Annotated in this window: 14 protein-coding genes; 6 read left to right on the plus strand and 8 right to left on the minus strand. The window is 40.7% G+C overall.

Features of this window, described 5'->3' with window-relative positions:
• Positions 1 to 1,232 precede the first annotated feature (1,232 nt).
• Positions 1,233 to 1,856 carry a DUF6266 family protein gene (locus DDZ16_RS08660; RefSeq protein WP_109264051.1) on the plus strand — a complete coding sequence of 208 codons (624 nt, stop codon included), beginning with the start codon at positions 1,233 to 1,235 and terminating at the stop codon, positions 1,854 to 1,856.
• A gap of 556 nt (positions 1,857 to 2,412) precedes the next feature.
• Here DDZ16_RS08660 and DDZ16_RS08670 read toward each other — a convergent pair.
• Together DDZ16_RS08670 and DDZ16_RS08675 are read right to left on the minus strand one after the other, a co-directional pair.
• Positions 2,413 to 3,642: a 3-phosphoshikimate 1-carboxyvinyltransferase gene (locus DDZ16_RS08670; protein ID WP_109264053.1), complete on the minus strand. Its 1,230-nt coding sequence runs from the start codon at positions 3,640 to 3,642 to the stop codon at positions 2,413 to 2,415.
• A 202-nt stretch (positions 3,643 to 3,844) separates the two neighbouring features.
• Entirely contained in the window at positions 3,845 to 4,903 is a 1,059-nt protein-coding gene (locus tag DDZ16_RS08675; protein WP_109264054.1) for a 3-dehydroquinate synthase, read from the minus strand.
• A 391-nt stretch (positions 4,904 to 5,294) separates the two neighbouring features.
• On the opposite strand from DDZ16_RS08675, the gene DDZ16_RS08680 reads away from it, so the two are divergent.
• From DDZ16_RS08680 to folE, 4 genes are all read left to right on the plus strand, one after another.
• Complete coding sequence (locus DDZ16_RS08680) at positions 5,295 to 5,756, plus strand: hypothetical protein (RefSeq protein ID WP_109264055.1); 462 nt, start codon at positions 5,295 to 5,297, stop codon at positions 5,754 to 5,756.
• 108 nt (positions 5,757 to 5,864) lie between these two features.
• Positions 5,865 to 6,464, plus strand: coding sequence for a hypothetical protein (locus DDZ16_RS08685; protein ID WP_109264056.1), 600 nt, complete (start codon positions 5,865 to 5,867; stop codon positions 6,462 to 6,464).
• Positions 6,465 to 6,729: 265 nt separating this feature from the next.
• On the plus strand, positions 6,730 to 7,860 hold the full coding sequence (dprA, locus tag DDZ16_RS08690) for a DNA-processing protein DprA (protein ID WP_109264057.1): 1,131 nt from the start codon (positions 6,730 to 6,732) through the stop codon (positions 7,858 to 7,860).
• 289 nt (positions 7,861 to 8,149) lie between these two features.
• The gene (gene folE, locus DDZ16_RS08695) at positions 8,150 to 8,773 is read left to right on the plus strand and encodes a GTP cyclohydrolase I FolE (protein ID WP_109264058.1); all 624 of its coding nucleotides are present in this window, start codon (positions 8,150 to 8,152) and stop codon (positions 8,771 to 8,773) included.
• Between the two features lie 160 nt (positions 8,774 to 8,933).
• On the opposite strand, the gene DDZ16_RS08700 is transcribed toward folE, so the two are convergent.
• Both DDZ16_RS08700 and DDZ16_RS08705 read right to left on the minus strand, forming a co-directional pair.
• Entirely contained in the window at positions 8,934 to 9,857 is a 924-nt protein-coding gene (locus tag DDZ16_RS08700) for a DUF4249 domain-containing protein (protein WP_232526592.1), read from the minus strand.
• 237 nt (positions 9,858 to 10,094) lie between these two features.
• A complete protein-coding gene (locus DDZ16_RS08705; protein ID WP_109264060.1) occupies positions 10,095 to 12,419 on the minus strand; it encodes a TonB-dependent receptor in 2,325 nt (774 codons plus the stop codon).
• Between the two features lie 592 nt (positions 12,420 to 13,011).
• Between DDZ16_RS08705 and DDZ16_RS08710 the strand changes: the two genes are divergently transcribed.
• The gene (locus DDZ16_RS08710) at positions 13,012 to 13,665 is read left to right on the plus strand and encodes a porin family protein (protein ID WP_109264061.1); all 654 of its coding nucleotides are present in this window, start codon (positions 13,012 to 13,014) and stop codon (positions 13,663 to 13,665) included.
• Positions 13,666 to 13,686: 21 nt separating this feature from the next.
• Here the strand turns inward: DDZ16_RS08710 and DDZ16_RS08715 are convergent, their stop codons facing one another.
• The 4 genes from DDZ16_RS08715 to DDZ16_RS20955 all read right to left on the minus strand — a co-directional run bounded on the left by DDZ16_RS08715 (position 13,687) and on the right by DDZ16_RS20955 (position 16,144).
• Positions 13,687 to 13,896 (minus strand): hypothetical protein, encoded by a 210-nt coding sequence (locus tag DDZ16_RS08715; RefSeq protein ID WP_146192214.1) that lies wholly within the window; start codon positions 13,894 to 13,896, stop codon positions 13,687 to 13,689.
• 1,254 nt (positions 13,897 to 15,150) lie between these two features.
• On the minus strand, positions 15,151 to 15,492 hold the full coding sequence (locus DDZ16_RS08720; RefSeq protein WP_158275633.1) for a type II toxin-antitoxin system RelE/ParE family toxin: 342 nt from the start codon (positions 15,490 to 15,492) through the stop codon (positions 15,151 to 15,153).
• Positions 15,465 to 15,713: a hypothetical protein gene (locus DDZ16_RS08725; RefSeq protein WP_146192215.1), complete on the minus strand. Its 249-nt coding sequence runs from the start codon at positions 15,711 to 15,713 to the stop codon at positions 15,465 to 15,467. Before DDZ16_RS08725 ends, DDZ16_RS08720 begins: the two co-directional genes overlap by 28 nt.
• Positions 15,714 to 15,757: 44 nt before the next feature.
• Positions 15,758 to 16,144 carry a site-specific integrase gene (locus DDZ16_RS20955; protein ID WP_146192216.1) on the minus strand — a complete coding sequence of 129 codons (387 nt, stop codon included), beginning with the start codon at positions 16,142 to 16,144 and terminating at the stop codon, positions 15,758 to 15,760.
• Positions 16,145 to 16,187: the final 43 nt, after the last annotated feature.

The following is a 16,187-nucleotide window of genomic DNA, read 5'->3' on the forward strand; positions in this document are numbered from 1 at the left end:
CTAGTTTTTTCAAATCTAAAAATAAAGGTAATCCTAAAAAATACAAGGGCTGCATCCTCTTCTCGTGAAGAAATACCACCAAGCTACTTTTCAAAATTTTTATTCAATATACCCTCATTTTTGTAAAGAAACAGCAAATTTTTCAAATACGAAAATTGTTTCTCGACTATTTGTACGGTAAGGGACCAAAAAAAGTTGGTCAAAAAAGGAAGAATTTTTTAAAGAAATCTGATTTTTAACATTTACTGATTTGCAGGTTTTTTGTTTTTCACTCATTTTTAGAGGAGTTTCCCGGTCAAACATTTCTCACCTCTCGTCAAAAGGCTTTTGGCATTAATAATCCTTAGATATTCGAATTACACTCAAATATTACAGATAGCTAACAGGGACCTCACAGGTACCTGGTTCGGCAATGGACCTTTCATCCTACCTGCCATATGCTAATTTGAAAAGTCTGAAATTTGAAGAAGCCCCATTAAATGATTGGAATTGCTTAAGAAACACTATTGTTCCTGGAATTACCTTTTCACTGTTTAGATTGCTTCCCTTCTACACCACAATACTCCGTTCAGCATTCGAAAAAAATTGATTTTCGAATAGTTAAGAGGCTTTCACGATATTTCCCAAATTCCTCATAATAAAAACTTTGGGTCTTCGCGTCTTTGCGTTTAGTGTCTTACTCCTAATATTCGTGTTTTTTTGGCAAAATATTTCTAAAATGGCTACGCCATTTTCTGTTTGGTGTCCACGAATTTCACTAATTATACGAATTTTGGTCGCACTTGAAGTGCGACATTAAACGGCTTTCTTTGGCGAGCAAAGCGGCAGAGCCGAGCGGCCGTTTTTCAAAAAAGCTGTAAAACAGCTTTTAATTCGCTTAATTCGTGAAATTCGTGGACAAAAAAAGTAATTGCGAAGCAATTAGCTTATCCAGCAAATTCTCATTTGATTTTCTTTTACTTGTTTGGTTCTGGCTATGCCAGGTTAGGCTTTTTTCACCTAACCATTGTACCAATGATTAAGAAATAAATCCCTATATTCAATACTCCGTTAAACTCTTATAAGGCACTAGTAATCTGTTATTTATATTTAAACGATTGTTTGTGCTAAGGTGCATATTTTCAATATCATACGATTCATCTTATATCTTATGTCTAAAAATCCAACGATCTATTGTATATTAGTATTCATCTGTTAATCAGATTGTTTTTTTCAACCCTAAATTCAAAATTATGGCCGTCTACAAAGGAAATGGAAGGTATTCAGGAAAGGTAGGGTCAGTGGTTTTCTGCAATTGGAAAGACATTGATTACATCAGAAGTGTGCCGGATCCCGTAAAACGCAAACCCTCTCAAAAAGAGAAAACAAACCGGGAAAGGTTAAAGCTGGCCAACCGGGTTATGCAATCGCTCGGAGAAGTGCTAAGAATCGGGTTCCGCGCTACCCCGGGCCGGGGAACTCCGCTTAATGCGGCTTTATCCGATATTATGAAAAACGCCATCACCAGGGATCCGGAAAACATAACAGCTGACTATCCAAGACTTCGTATTGCTGCAGGGTTGTTGCAAGGGCCTCAAAATGTCAAAGCGGTCAGGGAGGCAGATGACATAACTTTCACCAGGGATGACAACTCATCCCTGGGCGATGCTTCGCCTTCAGACCATTCCTTACTGGTTGCTGTTTCAGAAGACGGAAGATTTTTCTTTTCAGATAAAGAATTTACCCGAAATCATTGTCAGTTTTCCCTGACAATCAACGGATATGATGCCACTACGCAACATTGGCACTGCTATCTTGCGTTCTTGAGGAGTAATAAAAAAGATACCAGTACCAGTGTTTATGCTGGTCAAGTTTAAAGACCCGTAATTTACCAAACTAATTTTCGTCTTAGTTTATTTTTATACCCTAACCTTTTTCGCCCGAAGCTTACTATGGCTGCTAAGCTTGTCTTGAGAAAACAATTGAATACCTTTTTATTCACCCAAATCCAGAGGGGCTTTGCCCCTTGCACCCCAATTCCTTTTTTGTCTTGACACAAAAAAGGAATCAAAAAAATTATTTCATGATTATTGCTACACTCAGCATTGTTCAAGCGAGCTTGACACTGCTTTCGCTAATCGCAATAAGTCAAGGCTGTGCCCGCTTCGCTCGAAAAAACAGCATTCGATGGCTAAAATCTTTAAACTCTCCCGATTTAAGTTTTGTAAGGTTTTTGGTAGCCCAAAAACCAACAAAAACTATTATCGAGATCAAACAGAAAAGATTTCTTTAGGCCATCTTCACTTGTTTTTTCGGCTCACCGGCCAGGGCAGTCCTTTAATTCCAGGTTCGCTTTTTACTTGGGTAAAAGAAACAACACACATAAAAAAATACCTTCAAGAATTTCAGTTTAGCGAAATAAGTATCATTACACTAAAACTTTACATTAAACCCGGCTTTCATGAGGTCATCCCAATAACCGGGATAAGATTTACTAACCACAACCGGGTTTTCAATGCTGAAAGCTCCGTGTTTAATAGCCAGTGGTGCAAATGCCATGGCCATTCGGTGGTCGTGGTAGGTTGCAACTAAAGGCTCCACCCGGGGCTCGCTTTTTGCCCCATCCCATTTCAAATCATCCACATCATTGGTAGTGAATGCATAACCAAACTTCCCGGCTTCGTTGATTAACGCCTGTATACGATCGGTTTCCTTTATCTTCAGGGTGTGCAAGCCTGTTAAGTGAAAGGGAATGTCAAGGGCAGCACAAGTCATGGCAAAAGTTTGAGCCAGATCAGGCTGATGGGTAAAATCGTATTTAAAACTACCGGATTTTTCGCCGTTATTGGTAAGTATTAATCCTTTTTGAGAGAATTTATGCTTAACACCCAATTGCTTAAACAAATCGGCCACGGCTGAATCGCCCTGCAGGCTGTAACGGTCCAGCCCTTTTAAAGCAACACTGGCTCCTGCCTCCGACAAGGCCACAATTTGAAACCAGTAAGAAGCGGCACTCCAGTCCCCTTCTGCTTTTACTTCCACAGGCTTTAGTGGCTGCTCTGCCACTGAAATTGTATTGCCATTCCACTCCGACTTCACGCCGTAAAGCTCCATCAGCTTCAATGTTAAATTAATGTATGGTTTTGAAGTGATATCGCCTTTCAGCTTAAGCGTTAAACCATCAGTTATTGCAGGAGCTATCATCAATAGAGCTGAGATATACTGACTACTGATGTTTCCGGGTAACTCCAATGTTTTTCCCTGCAAAGAACTACCCAGTAGCTTTAGGGGTGGAAATCCTTCTTTTTCGGCATACTCAATATTAGCACCCAACTCACGCAAAGCCTCCACCAATACGCCGATAGGACGTTCTTTCATGCGCTCACTGCCGGTAATGGTCCACTCCCCCACTATTCGCGACAAAAAAGCGGTCAGAAAACGCATGGTGGTACCTGCTGCCCCCACATTGAAAACACTGGCATTGGAGGTCAAGGCCACCTCAAGTGCACGTGTATCATCGCTTTCGGAAAGGTTTTTCACCGGCCATGGGCTATACGACAAAGCATTGAGAATCAACAAACGGTTACTGATACTCTTAGACGATGGCAGGTCTATGGTAGTTTGGTCAAGTTCTTTGGGAGAAGTAAGCTTTATAGTTGTCATAAACTCAATAGATCGTTAGATTTTTAGATATGGGATGTAAGATAAATCGTAAAATTCTGAAAATATCAGCATTACACTAAATTACATCACGACTACAAATGATTAATCACCAATATATTATAAGAGGTTAGCAGAGTATTAAAACTGTCACTGAAAAATTAAAAAACACCTCTAAGTCAAGTACTGATCAACTGACTACTGATCACTGACTACTGATCACTGCTTCAATCTCTTCCCTGCTACAATCCACATCAATCACCGGTTCACCAACCCGGCTCAGCAAAGTAAAGTTGATGCGGTTACCCCGGTTCTTTTTATCGTGCTGCATCAGTTGGTATAAATTGTCAGAATCATCATTGGTAAAAGAGTGAACACCGTACAATTCATCAATGTAGGATTCTACTTTTTCTGAAATATCTTTTGAAAACCCCTGCTTCGTTACTGCCAGTTTCAATTCGGGAATAATGCCCCAGGCCACAGCATAACCATGCAACACAGGCTTACCCTGTTTCATGGCAAGGCTCTCAAAGGCATGACCGATGGTATGGCCCAGATTTAATGCCTTACGAATTCCACCCTCCAATGGATCCGATTCCACATAGCGATCTTTAACCAGGACTGATTCAGCTACGAGGCCGGCCAACTTATCTGCTGATATGGCAGAAGGGTCAATGTCCAATAATTTCTCAAGTGTTTCAGGCTTATCAATAAGGGCATGTTTCAACATTTCAGCATATCCCGAAAGCAAATTTTCCCGATCCAGGGTATTCAAAAAAGGCGTATGAATCAAAACCATATCGGCAATCCGGAAGGCCCCTATCTCATTTTTAAAACCATTGAAATTAATGCCTGTTTTCCCCCCGACAGAGGCATCAACCATTGACAACAGCGTTGTGGGAAGATTGATAAATGGAATACCTCTTTTATAGGATGCAGCAGCAAAACCACCCAGGTCACAGGGCATTCCTCCGCCAAGATTGATTAACAACGAATGCCGTGAGGCCCCTCCGGCAGATAAGAATTGCCATACAGAAGCCAGTGCATCCAAATGTTTATGGTCATCTCCTGCCGTTATTTTAATGATTCTGTCTGTCGACAATCCAGGCAGGTCCTCGATTATGGGCAAGCAATGCTCATGTGTATGCTCATCGGTGAGCAGAAATATTTTATCCGGAGAAATCTTCTCAATCAGTTCTTGCAAATCAGCCACAGGATCCTCACTCAGGGAAACCGGTGCCGATTTCGTAGGTAATGGTTGCATGATTAATGGTTTGATAAGTAATTCCTGCAAAAATAAGGTTTTTTATTAACTGAGTTAGTTTTGAGAAACTGTTTAAGTTTTACCCTTTGGGATGTTTTCTGGTTTTGACTTGTCTAAGAACTCAATTCTTCCAAAACATCTTCCAAAAACAAAATTTAAACAGTTTCTCAGTTTTATGAACTTTTATCTTTGTATACCGTACATTATGACAATAGATCGTTAGTCCCGATGCTTCGGGATAGATATTAGATGTAAGATAATTCGTATCATTCTGAAATTCTGCACATTAACACAAAAGGGGATGCTCTTATAATCAATTGATTATGAGTCTATTGCAACCCCGATCCATCGGGATAACGGAGTATTGTCAGGAGTAATAAAACATAAAATCATGATTTCAAATCAAAAAGAATCCACCCGGACCTTGCTGACCTTTTCAGGCATCTGGGCCGGTCTGGTCATTATTTTTGCGCTTTCATTTTTAGAACTATTTCCCTCACCCATATGGATGAGAATTGTGTTAGCGTGTATTATAGGGTTGGCTGCCCTGTTCTTTTATTTGGGAGGCTACCATTACATTCAGCTGGAAGTAAAAGACAATAAAGATTTGATGGTAAAATACTACAATCTTTTTCCGGTGGGAAGAAAATTCAGGGCCTTTCAAATCCCGATCAAAAACCTCCATCATCATGAGGTAAAATACGGTGCCGGAGGATTCACCTCCTGGTTGATAATTTTTCAGAGGATGCAGGGAGGCCTTGCCAAATATCCGGCAGTGGGCTTATCGGCTATGAGCAATAAGGGACGACAAGAGATGATTAAATATCTTTCCAAACTGGAAAACAAACAGTAAAAGCACTTTCAACAAGAGATAACTCACATATTCCTTAATCTTATTAAATTTGCCGGGAAAACATCCAAACCGCTGCCCAAATTTCGCTAACGGAAACATTTTCTGACAATGATAAGATACTCAGTCCTATTGTTTTTATTTTTTTGTATTGTTGCGTCGCTTCATGGCCAGTATCGTGGAGATGCCTGGATTTTAAGTCCCAAAATATCATTTGCAGATTATTCTGACCAAAGCAGTTGGGAAGATTACTCCATAAGTAAAGTTCCGCCTGTCTCCGTATTTCTCGAAAAAGGGATCACCGACTATTTTAGTGCAGGTGGTTTTATTGGATACAATGGAGACAAATACACCAACGACACAATACCCGATAATGTAATGCGTTACAACACAATAACAACGGGTGCCGTGGCAACTATTCATTACGCCCACTGGCTTGAAGCATTAAGCGGGCACAGCATTTTTCTGGGAGATTTTGATTTTTACGTTTCCGGGGCTTTACAAGTAGCATTTAAAAACACCAATGAACAACATTCCTGGAATGCTGAGACGGAAACCTTTGATGACAACAAAAGCTCCGATGCCCAAATCAGAATCCGCCCCATTTTTGGAATCCGGTATTTTCTAACCGAGCGTTTTTGCATGCTCTTTGAAGCCGGGAAAGGCAATGCGGGCATGATAACCACCGGGGTGAGCTGGAATCTTTATTGAATTAAAAAAAGTCTGTCAGCTGCAAGGCAGAAGGTATAAATCGGGCTACCAGCCTTACCAGACACTTTCGCCCTAATTCAGGGCGTGCTAAAAAACGCCTATAATGCTAAAAAATAAATCATTACAGCAAAATAAGATCACCCGGATGCAAAGCTTTTTAACGCAACACACAAATAACCTTGTACTTGACTCTTTCAGCGAGCCCTATTTAAATATTTAAGAATAATCATTACATTTACAGGGAAATACCCCAAAACCTGAAATTGTGAATGAGAATAAATTAAAGCACCGAATAGCCCTAAGTCTGATTAAAGGAATTGGTCCAAAGCTTGCCAGAAACCTTGTTGCCTACCTGGGCTCCGAATCAGCCTTGTTTGAAGAAAAAATGCCCACTCTGGCCAAAGTTCCGGGTATTGGATCTGCCCTCGAGCAACTTCTTCGCAGTACAGACCGAACAAAAATTCTTTTGAGGGCTGAACAAGAACTCCGTTTTATTGAAAAGCACAAAATTCAACCTCTGTTCTTTTCAGACCCCTCGTATCCGGCCCGTTTGTCTTATTGTGAAGATGCACCCCTGATGGTTTACAATCATGGTCAATCTTTTTATGATGCCCCCCGTACCATAGGCATCGTAGGTACCCGCACCCCAACCGATGAAGGCACAGACTTGTGTGAGAAACTGGTTGCCGACCTTGGCACCAGGCATCCCGATACAGTCATCATCAGCGGACTGGCTTACGGAGTGGACATCTGTGCCCACAGGGCTGCCCTTAGAAGCAACCTGCCCACAATTGGCATAATGGCCCATGGTCTGGATCGGATTTACCCCTCTCTTCATCGCGACACAGCCAAAGAAATGCTTACAAAAGGGGCTCTGATGACAGAGTTTTTAAGTGGGACCAATCCGGATAAGCACAATTTTGTTCAGCGTAACCGAATCATCGCCGGCTTGTCAGATGCCCTGGTGGTTGTCCAATCAGCCCGAAAAGGAGGCGCCCTGATTACGGCCGAACTGGCAAGGGATTACAACCGGGATGTTTTAGCTTTTCCGGGCAGGCCTGGTGATAAATACTCTGCCGGATGTAATAAGCTTATTAAAAACAACATTGCAGCCCTGATAGAATCTGTAGAAGACCTTGAGTATGCGTTGGGCTGGGATGCTAAAAACAAAGCGCCGGCTACGGTACAGGGAAATCTTTTTGCCACCATCGAGAATGAAGATCAGCAATCCATCATGGAAAGTCTGATAGAAGAAAAAGAAATGAACCTCAACTTACTAAGTTTGAAGTGCGGTATTCCGGTCAGTAAACTATCGGCAACACTGCTTGATCTTGAGTTTAAAGGATTGGTAAAAAGTAAACCGGGAGGTATTTACCGGGTAGTACTTACAACCTGACCATCAAAATTTCTGAAACCGGAAACCTTTATTTCGACTGCTTTGTTAAATTTGTGGTTTAAATTAAGTTTATAAAACAGTTAGCCTGTTTTATTCATGAATTATCGTTACGAGATGTTCGAATATAAAGAAATACAATTAACCGCAAATAAAATGGATGCAGGAAATAATGGATTATTTCCAAATCCATTTTATTGAGGACGGTTGTCTTTTGGCGATAGTTGGACATCGGAATAGATTATTTATGAATAATGCAGGTTAGCTCAAAACTTGTAGCAATTTCACTTTTATGAAACATACATTACACGGCGACAACGGATACGCCAAGATTGAATCATATGATGATAAAACCACAGACGAATTAAGCACCCATTACAGAGAAGTGCTGAAAATCCTGGGGGAAGACGAAACCCGCGAAGGCCTTGAAAAAACCCCGCTAAGAGTAGCTAAGGCCATGCAGTTTCTCACCCAGGGCTATAACATGGATCCTGAAGACATTGTGAAATCCGCCATGTTTCGCGAAGATTATCAGCAAATGGTTGTGGTTAAAGACATTGAACTATACAGCATGTGCGAGCACCATATGCTGCCTTTCTTTGGAAAAGCTCATGTGGCATACATTCCCCGCCATCACATCACCGGATTAAGCAAAATTGCGAGGGTCGTAGAAGCTTATGCCAGACGTCTTCAGGTTCAGGAAAGACTAACCACTCAAATCAAAGAGTGCCTTCATAAAACACTAAACCCTCTCGGTGTTGCTGTGGTTATTGAAGCGCAGCATATGTGCATGCAGATGCGTGGCGTTCAGAAGCAACATTCTGTAACCACTACTTCCGATTTTACGGGGGCATTTCTGAAAAACATGGCTACCCGTGAGGAGTTTTTTAACATCATAGGCTCTTCATTGCATTAATATCACTGAGGTTTTTAACAATTGCAGGAGAAATCTGCAATTGTTAAAAACATTTTTCAAAAAGATTTCTGCCGGGAGAAAAAGAACCATGTCTGAGGATGGCAACTGCTAAATATAGCACATGAACCCCGTTTCACTTTTCTGCATAAGCGCATCAATATTACTTTTCCGAATAATCCTCTCCCTCATGGTACAAAAGGGAAACATACGAAACAGAAAAGGCTGAGAAGAACCCCAATGCTCCATTGCTAATATTTCCCGGAACATTGGCCGGCGGCCCGCTAAAAAGAGGATATTGCCCCCTGTTTTCCTGCTGAACGGCTTGAACAAAATCGAAATATTCTTCAGTGATTCCACACATCTGCAAAGTGATTACATCACCTTCTTCAAATTCACCACTCTCCTGCCCGGCATCAATAGACTGCACCCAAATGCCATTAGCATTTCCTTCATCAAAAAACTTATCGCTCACAACACTGTATTCTGAAATTGTATTGGAAATAAGCGTACCATTTTTAAATAACCGGAACATATAATAATCTTCCGTTTCAGGATTTTCCCGGGCATACAGTAAAATCTTCCATACATTCCAGCCTTCATCAAATTCCATAGTAATGGAGTCGGGTGCCGAAACATCAGGCAAAGGGGCATGTGATGTATACTCTTCCATTTCTCCATCTTCATCGATATCAACATTAGAAACAGATAAGGAATAAGTTCGCCCGGGCACTCCTCCAAAATTCTCAGAAGTATAATAAATACCGGGGATATCCTGTGCCTCAGATAAGCGTTCAACATTTATTCCATCAGATATAAGCACCTGAGCTCCCGAAACTGTTGGCGAGGCGGAATCGGAAAAGAAAGATACCGACTCTGAAAGGCGTAAAAAATGCATTTTCTGTTCATTTGTGACATTACCATCCACCACCAGTCGTTTTGCTGCCGTCTCCAGCTCTAACTCTATGGTTTCCGTGCATCCTGAGGCTAGCCCAATAAAGACAAACAAAGTCAATGTTTGGTTGATGAAACTATTTTTATTAATCTTTTCACCAACAACTTTCAATATTTTATCAAGATTTTTCAAAACAATTTCAATTTATAAAATAGCATTCCAGACAATTCTTCATTAAACTTTTTTAAAAGGCTATAAACCAAACTCTTACAATCACACGCACACTTACTTCAAAGCTCTGATTATTAACACCATATGGTTCCTCTTAAATCTTACCTGACTGTTGTCAGGCAGGAAATCTAACGATCTATTGCCAGATGGAAATAACTTTAAACTTATAAATCTATTTATACTTTTTTCTCATTCCGGCTAAAACTCCAGGGTATAAGATATTGATGGAACAATCGAAAACAAATATGTTTTTTCGGCTTTGATATTGTATGGTTCCCCGTCTTCATTTACAAAATTTATGGCCCACGGGTTTTTACGACCATATACATTATATATTGAAAACACCCACTGTCCCCCTCTCTTTCCATCAATGGTCATTGACAAGTCAAGCCGGTGATAATCGGGCATCCGCTCAGCGTTCCTTTCTGAATACAAGGGAATAAACTCCCCGTCCACTTCGTAGCGGCCAACCGGCATGGTAACAGGTGCTCCCGTATAATAAACCCAGTTACCTGAAACGGAAACCCGGGTCGACAGCCGGTAGTTCATGAACAGGGAGAAATCGTGAGTGTGATCATAGGGCGACAAGAAAGGTCTTCCCTCGTTTATTTCCGGGGCAACCCTCTCCGACTTCAAAAATGTGTAGCCAAGCCAACCTTTAAAACGGATGGTATTCCACCTGGTCATAATCTCGAACCCTCTCGCCCATGAGGTTCCGGCCCTCACCTCTCCCTCCAGTGTTTCATTAAGAATCAAATTGGGATGGTCTTTAAAGTCGATGGTATTTTGCATCCACTTATTGAAAACTTCCAGACTGTGCTCAAAAACGCCATTTCTTGAGGTTTTAAAAAAACCAAGGGATACCTGATCAGCAATCTGCGGTTTTATATTGGGAGAAGACGGGAACCATACGTCCAAAGGCGTCGAAGAGGTCGAATTACTGGCCAACTGAATATACTGGCGGGTGCGGCTGTAACTCATCTTTCCGGAAAGCCTTGGATTAAAAAAGATGGAAATTCCCGCTCTGGGTTCCAGGCCGACATAAGTGTTGTAGACATTCCCTTTTGAGTACTCTACCGTATCGGTCACCTCGTAATACTCATCAAAAACAAAACTTTTTCCCGGGCCAATATTCTGAAATACTGAATACCTTAACCCCATTCTAAGTATCATCCATGGAGATAATTCTGCGGTGTGGCTGAAATAAATTCCATGCTCAAGGGAATTATTCCTGGGCAAATCCACTTCCTGAAAAAGGGAATTTTCATCCATCCCTGATACCACCCCGGGATCTATTCTGTGGTATATCGACCGGAGACCATATCGCAGGGTGTGTTCAGGGGTAATAAACCAGGAGAAATCGGCACCAAACATATAATCATTAAACTCTGAAACCCATTCCATATCTTCAATGTCCTTCTCGGAAGTCCCCAGAAAATAATCATAACCACTTCGGACGAAGGAAAAATTGGAAAACAAAGAAGGCGAGAATACATGATTCCAGCGAAATGTAAAAGTATTATTCCCAAAGTCAAGTTGTGCCAGTTCATCTTTAAACAAATCACGCCCCATGTAGCCACTTAGGAAAAAACGGTCCTTATCTCCGGCAATCCAGTTTATTTTGACGTTGGCATCGTAAAAATAGAGCTTATTGTTACGAATTTCTTCATCTTCAGCTAAAGGCAAAAACAGATCAAGATAAGTCCTTCTACCGCTCACCAAAAATGATGCTTTGTCTTTACTGATTGGCCCTTCAAGGTTCAGACGACTGGAAATAAGACCAATTCCGGCTGAGCCTTCAAAGTATTTCATATTGCCATCGCGGGTACGCACATCCAAAACAGAGGATAGCCTACCGCCTTCAGAAGCAGGGAAATCTCCTTTATACAGCTGAATGTTTTTTATGGCATCGTTGTTAAATACAGAAAAAAAGCCAAGTAAATGCCCCGCATTGTAAACGATAGCTTCATCCATCAATAGTAGATTCTGGTCCGGATTCCCACCCCTGACAGTAAAATTACTGGATCCTTCACTGGTAGCAGAAACCCCGGGAAGCATCTGAATGGCTTTCATTGGATCAGTTTCACCCATCAATACCGGGATGTTGCTAATGGAGGAGGATTCCATTTTTTCCAGTCCCAAAAGCGGAAAGCGTGATGATCCTTCATTGCCCTCCCCCTTAACAACAACCTCTGCAATGGTTTGTGTCTTTGGTTGAAGCTCTATTGTAACTCGCCGTGAATTATTTACCTCCAATTCAAAAGTATTATACCCCAGAAAACCAAATTGAAGTACATTTTCACCTACAGGCAGATCCAATGAAAAGAATCCGTAAACATTGGTAACTGTTCCCTGACCGGTCCCTTTAATTGCCACTGTTGCCCCCACCAGCATCTCGCCATTTCTGGCATCTTTCACATAACCGTTTACAGTATTTCCGGGAGGAACATTCCCGTCCGCCCGGGAGGTTAATGAAAAGAAACAACACAAAAAAAAGACATGTATATTTCTAAAATAAATCATTCACATCGATATAGATAAATTTATAAGATAAAGAAATGGCAACAACCACAAGTTAAAACAATTTCTTTTGAGAAATAGCAAACTGCTCCGTAACCGAAAACCTTTTTGTAAATTTAGCAAAACACCATTTACAATACCAGTCCTGTTAGAAAACTTAGAAACTGTTTAAACTTTGTTTTTGAAAGATATTTTCGAAAAATTGAGCTCTTAGACACGTCAAAATTGACACGAATAGCAACGCTATTTAAGGAAATCTTGACGAATTATAAGGGTTCAAGGCTCGAAAACATCCCAAAGGATAAAACTTAAACAGTTTCTAATACACTCTCCCTTAATCAATCCAACAGATGGTACAATTTTTGGTTCCGTTGTAACGAAACATTAAATTAGAGAAACCAGGAAGTAAAAAAATACACATTGGATTTCAGAAATAAGAAAGTTGTGACACTAATAACTGGAACGGGATGCTTATTTTTGCCTATTCAAACAAGGATAAACAGAATACTCAATAATTGGTTAAAATAAACGTTTCCAAATCACGAACATTGTAAAAACTAATACATTTACCATTTTAACACAAAAATCACCCGTTATGAAGAAAAGAACATTGATTACATTTTGCCTGATATTGGCTGCTGCTTTCTCTTTCCAAACCATGGCACAGGGAAGTTTTGCACTGGGCATAAAAGCAGGTTACAACTCCTCGAAGTTTAGAACCGATAATGCTAATGACATCCTTTCAGGCAACCAGGAATATTCATTTCAGGACGCCAAAGAAGAAGCTAAAGGAGGATTAATGCTCGGGGCATTTGCCAGAATTCGACTGGTTAACAATCTCTCCTTCCAGCCAGAGTTGTTATATATCAAAAAGGGAGGTGAAACTACATTTTCCGGAGACAATATTTCCACAACTGTCAAAACCACTTATCACACCTGGGACATTCCATTATTGGCTCATCTCAAGTTAATCGACCTTAAGGTCCTCAATATATACGGGGTTGGTGGACCCGTAGCATCATTTGTAGCCAGCGAAGACAATAAATGGTCAGATGTCAACAACCTGCCTTCACTTTCTGAAAACATGAAAAACGCCCAATGGAACTTCCAGGCCGGCGGTGGTGTTGAATTCGGGAGCTTTAATTTCGATGTTCGCTACACATGGGGATTAGGGGACGCATCTACGGAACTTGAAAGAATCAACAACAACCTGACGCTTTCAATTGCTTACAAAATATTTGATTTATAAAAAACCGTTCTTTGAAGAGTCTTACCCGGAATTACCAGGCTGTTTTGGTTTAATTCCGGGTCTTTTTATGCCCTTTTTTAAGGTACTAATAAATCCTGCTACAAAACATGCAATAACGGTAAAAATACAATCATCTTTCCCGTGACCGATTGCATTATTTTTTTTAAAAGAACCGTTTTTTTCCTTACTGAATTGATTGATGTCTCCATTATCTTCAGGCATATTTTTCATTAAATACCCGCCCAAAGCTTCCAATCAGAAATCATAACAACTTACGCAGTTTTTTAGCGTTTCCCCCGGCTCCCCAGCTGCTCCAAAACCATTGTTCAAAGAACGTCTACTACCCTCAAAAATAGTATCTTTTTTCTTTTAATTGAACCATTTAGCTGAAAAATTCATTTCTAATGGCTTCATATATTTTCAGTAAAAAGAAAAAGATTCATTAACTTTATCCAATTGTAAACAACAGACTTATCTATAATTCTTTTAGTCTGGTGTGGTAAAACAAAGGCCCAAGATACCGGGCGCAATACTTGGATAATATGATTATCAAGTATGGTAAATTAGAGATAAAAATTTCTCTAATCCAGGTTGCAATAATGCTCATGTTATTATTGTGAAAAAATCAAAGAGGGTGTCTTAAAATACTAAGACACCCTCTTTTTTTCTTTATCTCTCATTAAATCAATTTACTTTTAGTTAAAAGAAAAAATAACAACATTATTTTTTTAAAAGAAAACCGAAAAAAAGAAAGCCACTGCGTCAGGGAAGGACGGAGGGGATGTCAAGGCTTGGCCTTGACAGACCTGTAGGACGACTTATCTTTACTGCGCTTTTTTTGGTTTTTGACTATCAGAGGGTTTCTCTTAATCTCTTTTTTTTCATCAGTAACCTGCTGATTATAGGGTTTTGTGCGTGGAAAAACAGCCTTGAGCGTGCGGCCGGGCGAAGGGTACAATGAGTGAGTCTACCTGCCGAAGGAACGTAGGCAGGGAACGAAGTGCGAGCCGTCTGCGAGTAAGACCGAGGCCTGACGGCGAGAGCTGATCCCGATTCATCGGGAAGAAAGCAGAGCCGGCAGTGGTGCTTGCACTGAAGCTTTGGCGTCCCGACTTAGTGTTTTGTTGGTTTTTAAGAGCAAAAACCTTACAAACATTTAATCGGGATGACAAAGCCGAACCGAGGGAGTTAGCAGGCGAGCCTTCTCGCAGCAGCGAAAGGATGCGTGGCGGCTGATACGTAGTGAGTGAGGAACGAACAAACGAAGTGAAGCGGCCTAAGCAGACCGAGAGCTGCAGTGAGGAAGATTGAGGAGCGCAAGTTTTGTGACATCCTGCGTAGCGAAGCACCCGAAAGAGGGGCGGCTTTTGTTTTTACCTTATAAAATCATTTCATCTAAAAACAAAGGCCGGACGGGCTGGCACTAAACTTGCCGACGAGTGATGACGAACACCGCTTTTCCTGGCCTGTGCGGTGGGGATTAGTCTATCGCTTACTAATCTTGTTTTCATCACTCTCACAAGGAAAAAAGTCTGTTACATATACAGTTCTTTCCTGCTCATTGATGAAATAGATAATTTTAATGGCTTTTCGTGAAGTGTAGTAATACAAGATGTAACGGTGCATTCTGCCAAGTGGACGAAGATTTTCTTCTTTACGACCAATACTAGGATTATTTTCTAATGCAATGGCCTTTTCAAGTAGCCCTGTGGATTTCCGGTCTGCACTGGCTTCGCTGTGGTGTTTGTAAAAATATTCAAGCACATCACGGTAATAGTTCTCTGCTTCCGGTGTGATTGCTACTGTATAGCCCTGTTTTCTTTCCAAGATGCAATATCCTTTTTAAATTCTTGAATATTCCTTGTTTTGCCTTCTTCAACTGATTGCAGGGATTTCTTAGCCCGTGCCATCATTTCGTCATCGGTAGTATTGTAAAAATCTTTTTCGCTTCGTTCACTTTCTATCATACTATACACCAATCGAAGAAAACGTTCATCGGCATGATTTATAAAGTTGTGTATCTCTTCTTTTATCTGCAGTGAGTCCATAAAAGACATTTTTAGTTCTTTTACAAAGTTAAGATTTATTGTCCTTATTTGTTCACATTTAGCGGATGTAATTTTTCTAATTTGCTTTGCAGTTCATCCTGGTTATTCAACTGGTAACGTTCGGCACTGCTTACATATTTATGGCCGGCCATGTATTGGACTTGCCTTAGATTGTAGTTTTTTAGCCAATGGGTTATCACGCTTGCCCTGATTTGCTTTGGATGAAGGATTTCAGGGCTAAGTTTTTGCATGGCTTTAAACATATGCAAAAGGCTGTTTTTGATGTTCTCGCTGCCGTTGATGCTAATAAATAGTTGGTTTTCGATTTTGGTTTGATTGATTTTATCGTAAGCCTTCGGCCTCCCACGTAATGTAAAAGTAAGAATTTTTCCCAGCCCGGGGGTGCCGGTCTGGGAATTAGATTTTTCCAAGTTCTACTGGAATCTCTTAGAATTTATTGGAATCAGTTGGAGC

Source organism: Marinilabilia rubra (assembly GCF_003121985.1).
GTDB classification, from domain to species: domain Bacteria; phylum Bacteroidota; class Bacteroidia; order Bacteroidales; family Marinilabiliaceae; genus Marinilabilia; species Marinilabilia rubra.

Coding starts and splice junctions, on each gene's coding strand:
- DDZ16_RS08660 (WP_109264051.1), top strand. CDS start 1,233: ATGGCCGTCTACAAAGGAAATGGAAGGTATTCAGGAAAGGTAGGGTCA.
- DDZ16_RS08670 (WP_109264053.1), bottom strand. CDS start 3,642: ATGACAACTATAAAGCTTACTTCTCCCAAAGAACTTGACCAAACTACC.
- DDZ16_RS08675 (WP_109264054.1), bottom strand. CDS start 4,903: ATGCAACCATTACCTACGAAATCGGCACCGGTTTCCCTGAGTGAGGAT.
- DDZ16_RS08680 (WP_109264055.1), top strand. CDS start 5,295: ATGATTTCAAATCAAAAAGAATCCACCCGGACCTTGCTGACCTTTTCA.
- DDZ16_RS08685 (WP_109264056.1), top strand. CDS start 5,865: ATGATAAGATACTCAGTCCTATTGTTTTTATTTTTTTGTATTGTTGCG.
- folE (WP_109264058.1), top strand. CDS start 8,150: ATGAAACATACATTACACGGCGACAACGGATACGCCAAGATTGAATCA.
- DDZ16_RS08705 (WP_109264060.1), bottom strand. CDS start 12,419: ATGATTTATTTTAGAAATATACATGTCTTTTTTTTGTGTTGTTTCTTT.
- DDZ16_RS08710 (WP_109264061.1), top strand. CDS start 13,012: ATGAAGAAAAGAACATTGATTACATTTTGCCTGATATTGGCTGCTGCT.
- DDZ16_RS08715 (WP_146192214.1), bottom strand. CDS start 13,896: ATGAAAAATATGCCTGAAGATAATGGAGACATCAATCAATTCAGTAAG.
- DDZ16_RS08725 (WP_146192215.1), bottom strand. CDS start 15,713: ATGGACTCACTGCAGATAAAAGAAGAGATACACAACTTTATAAATCAT.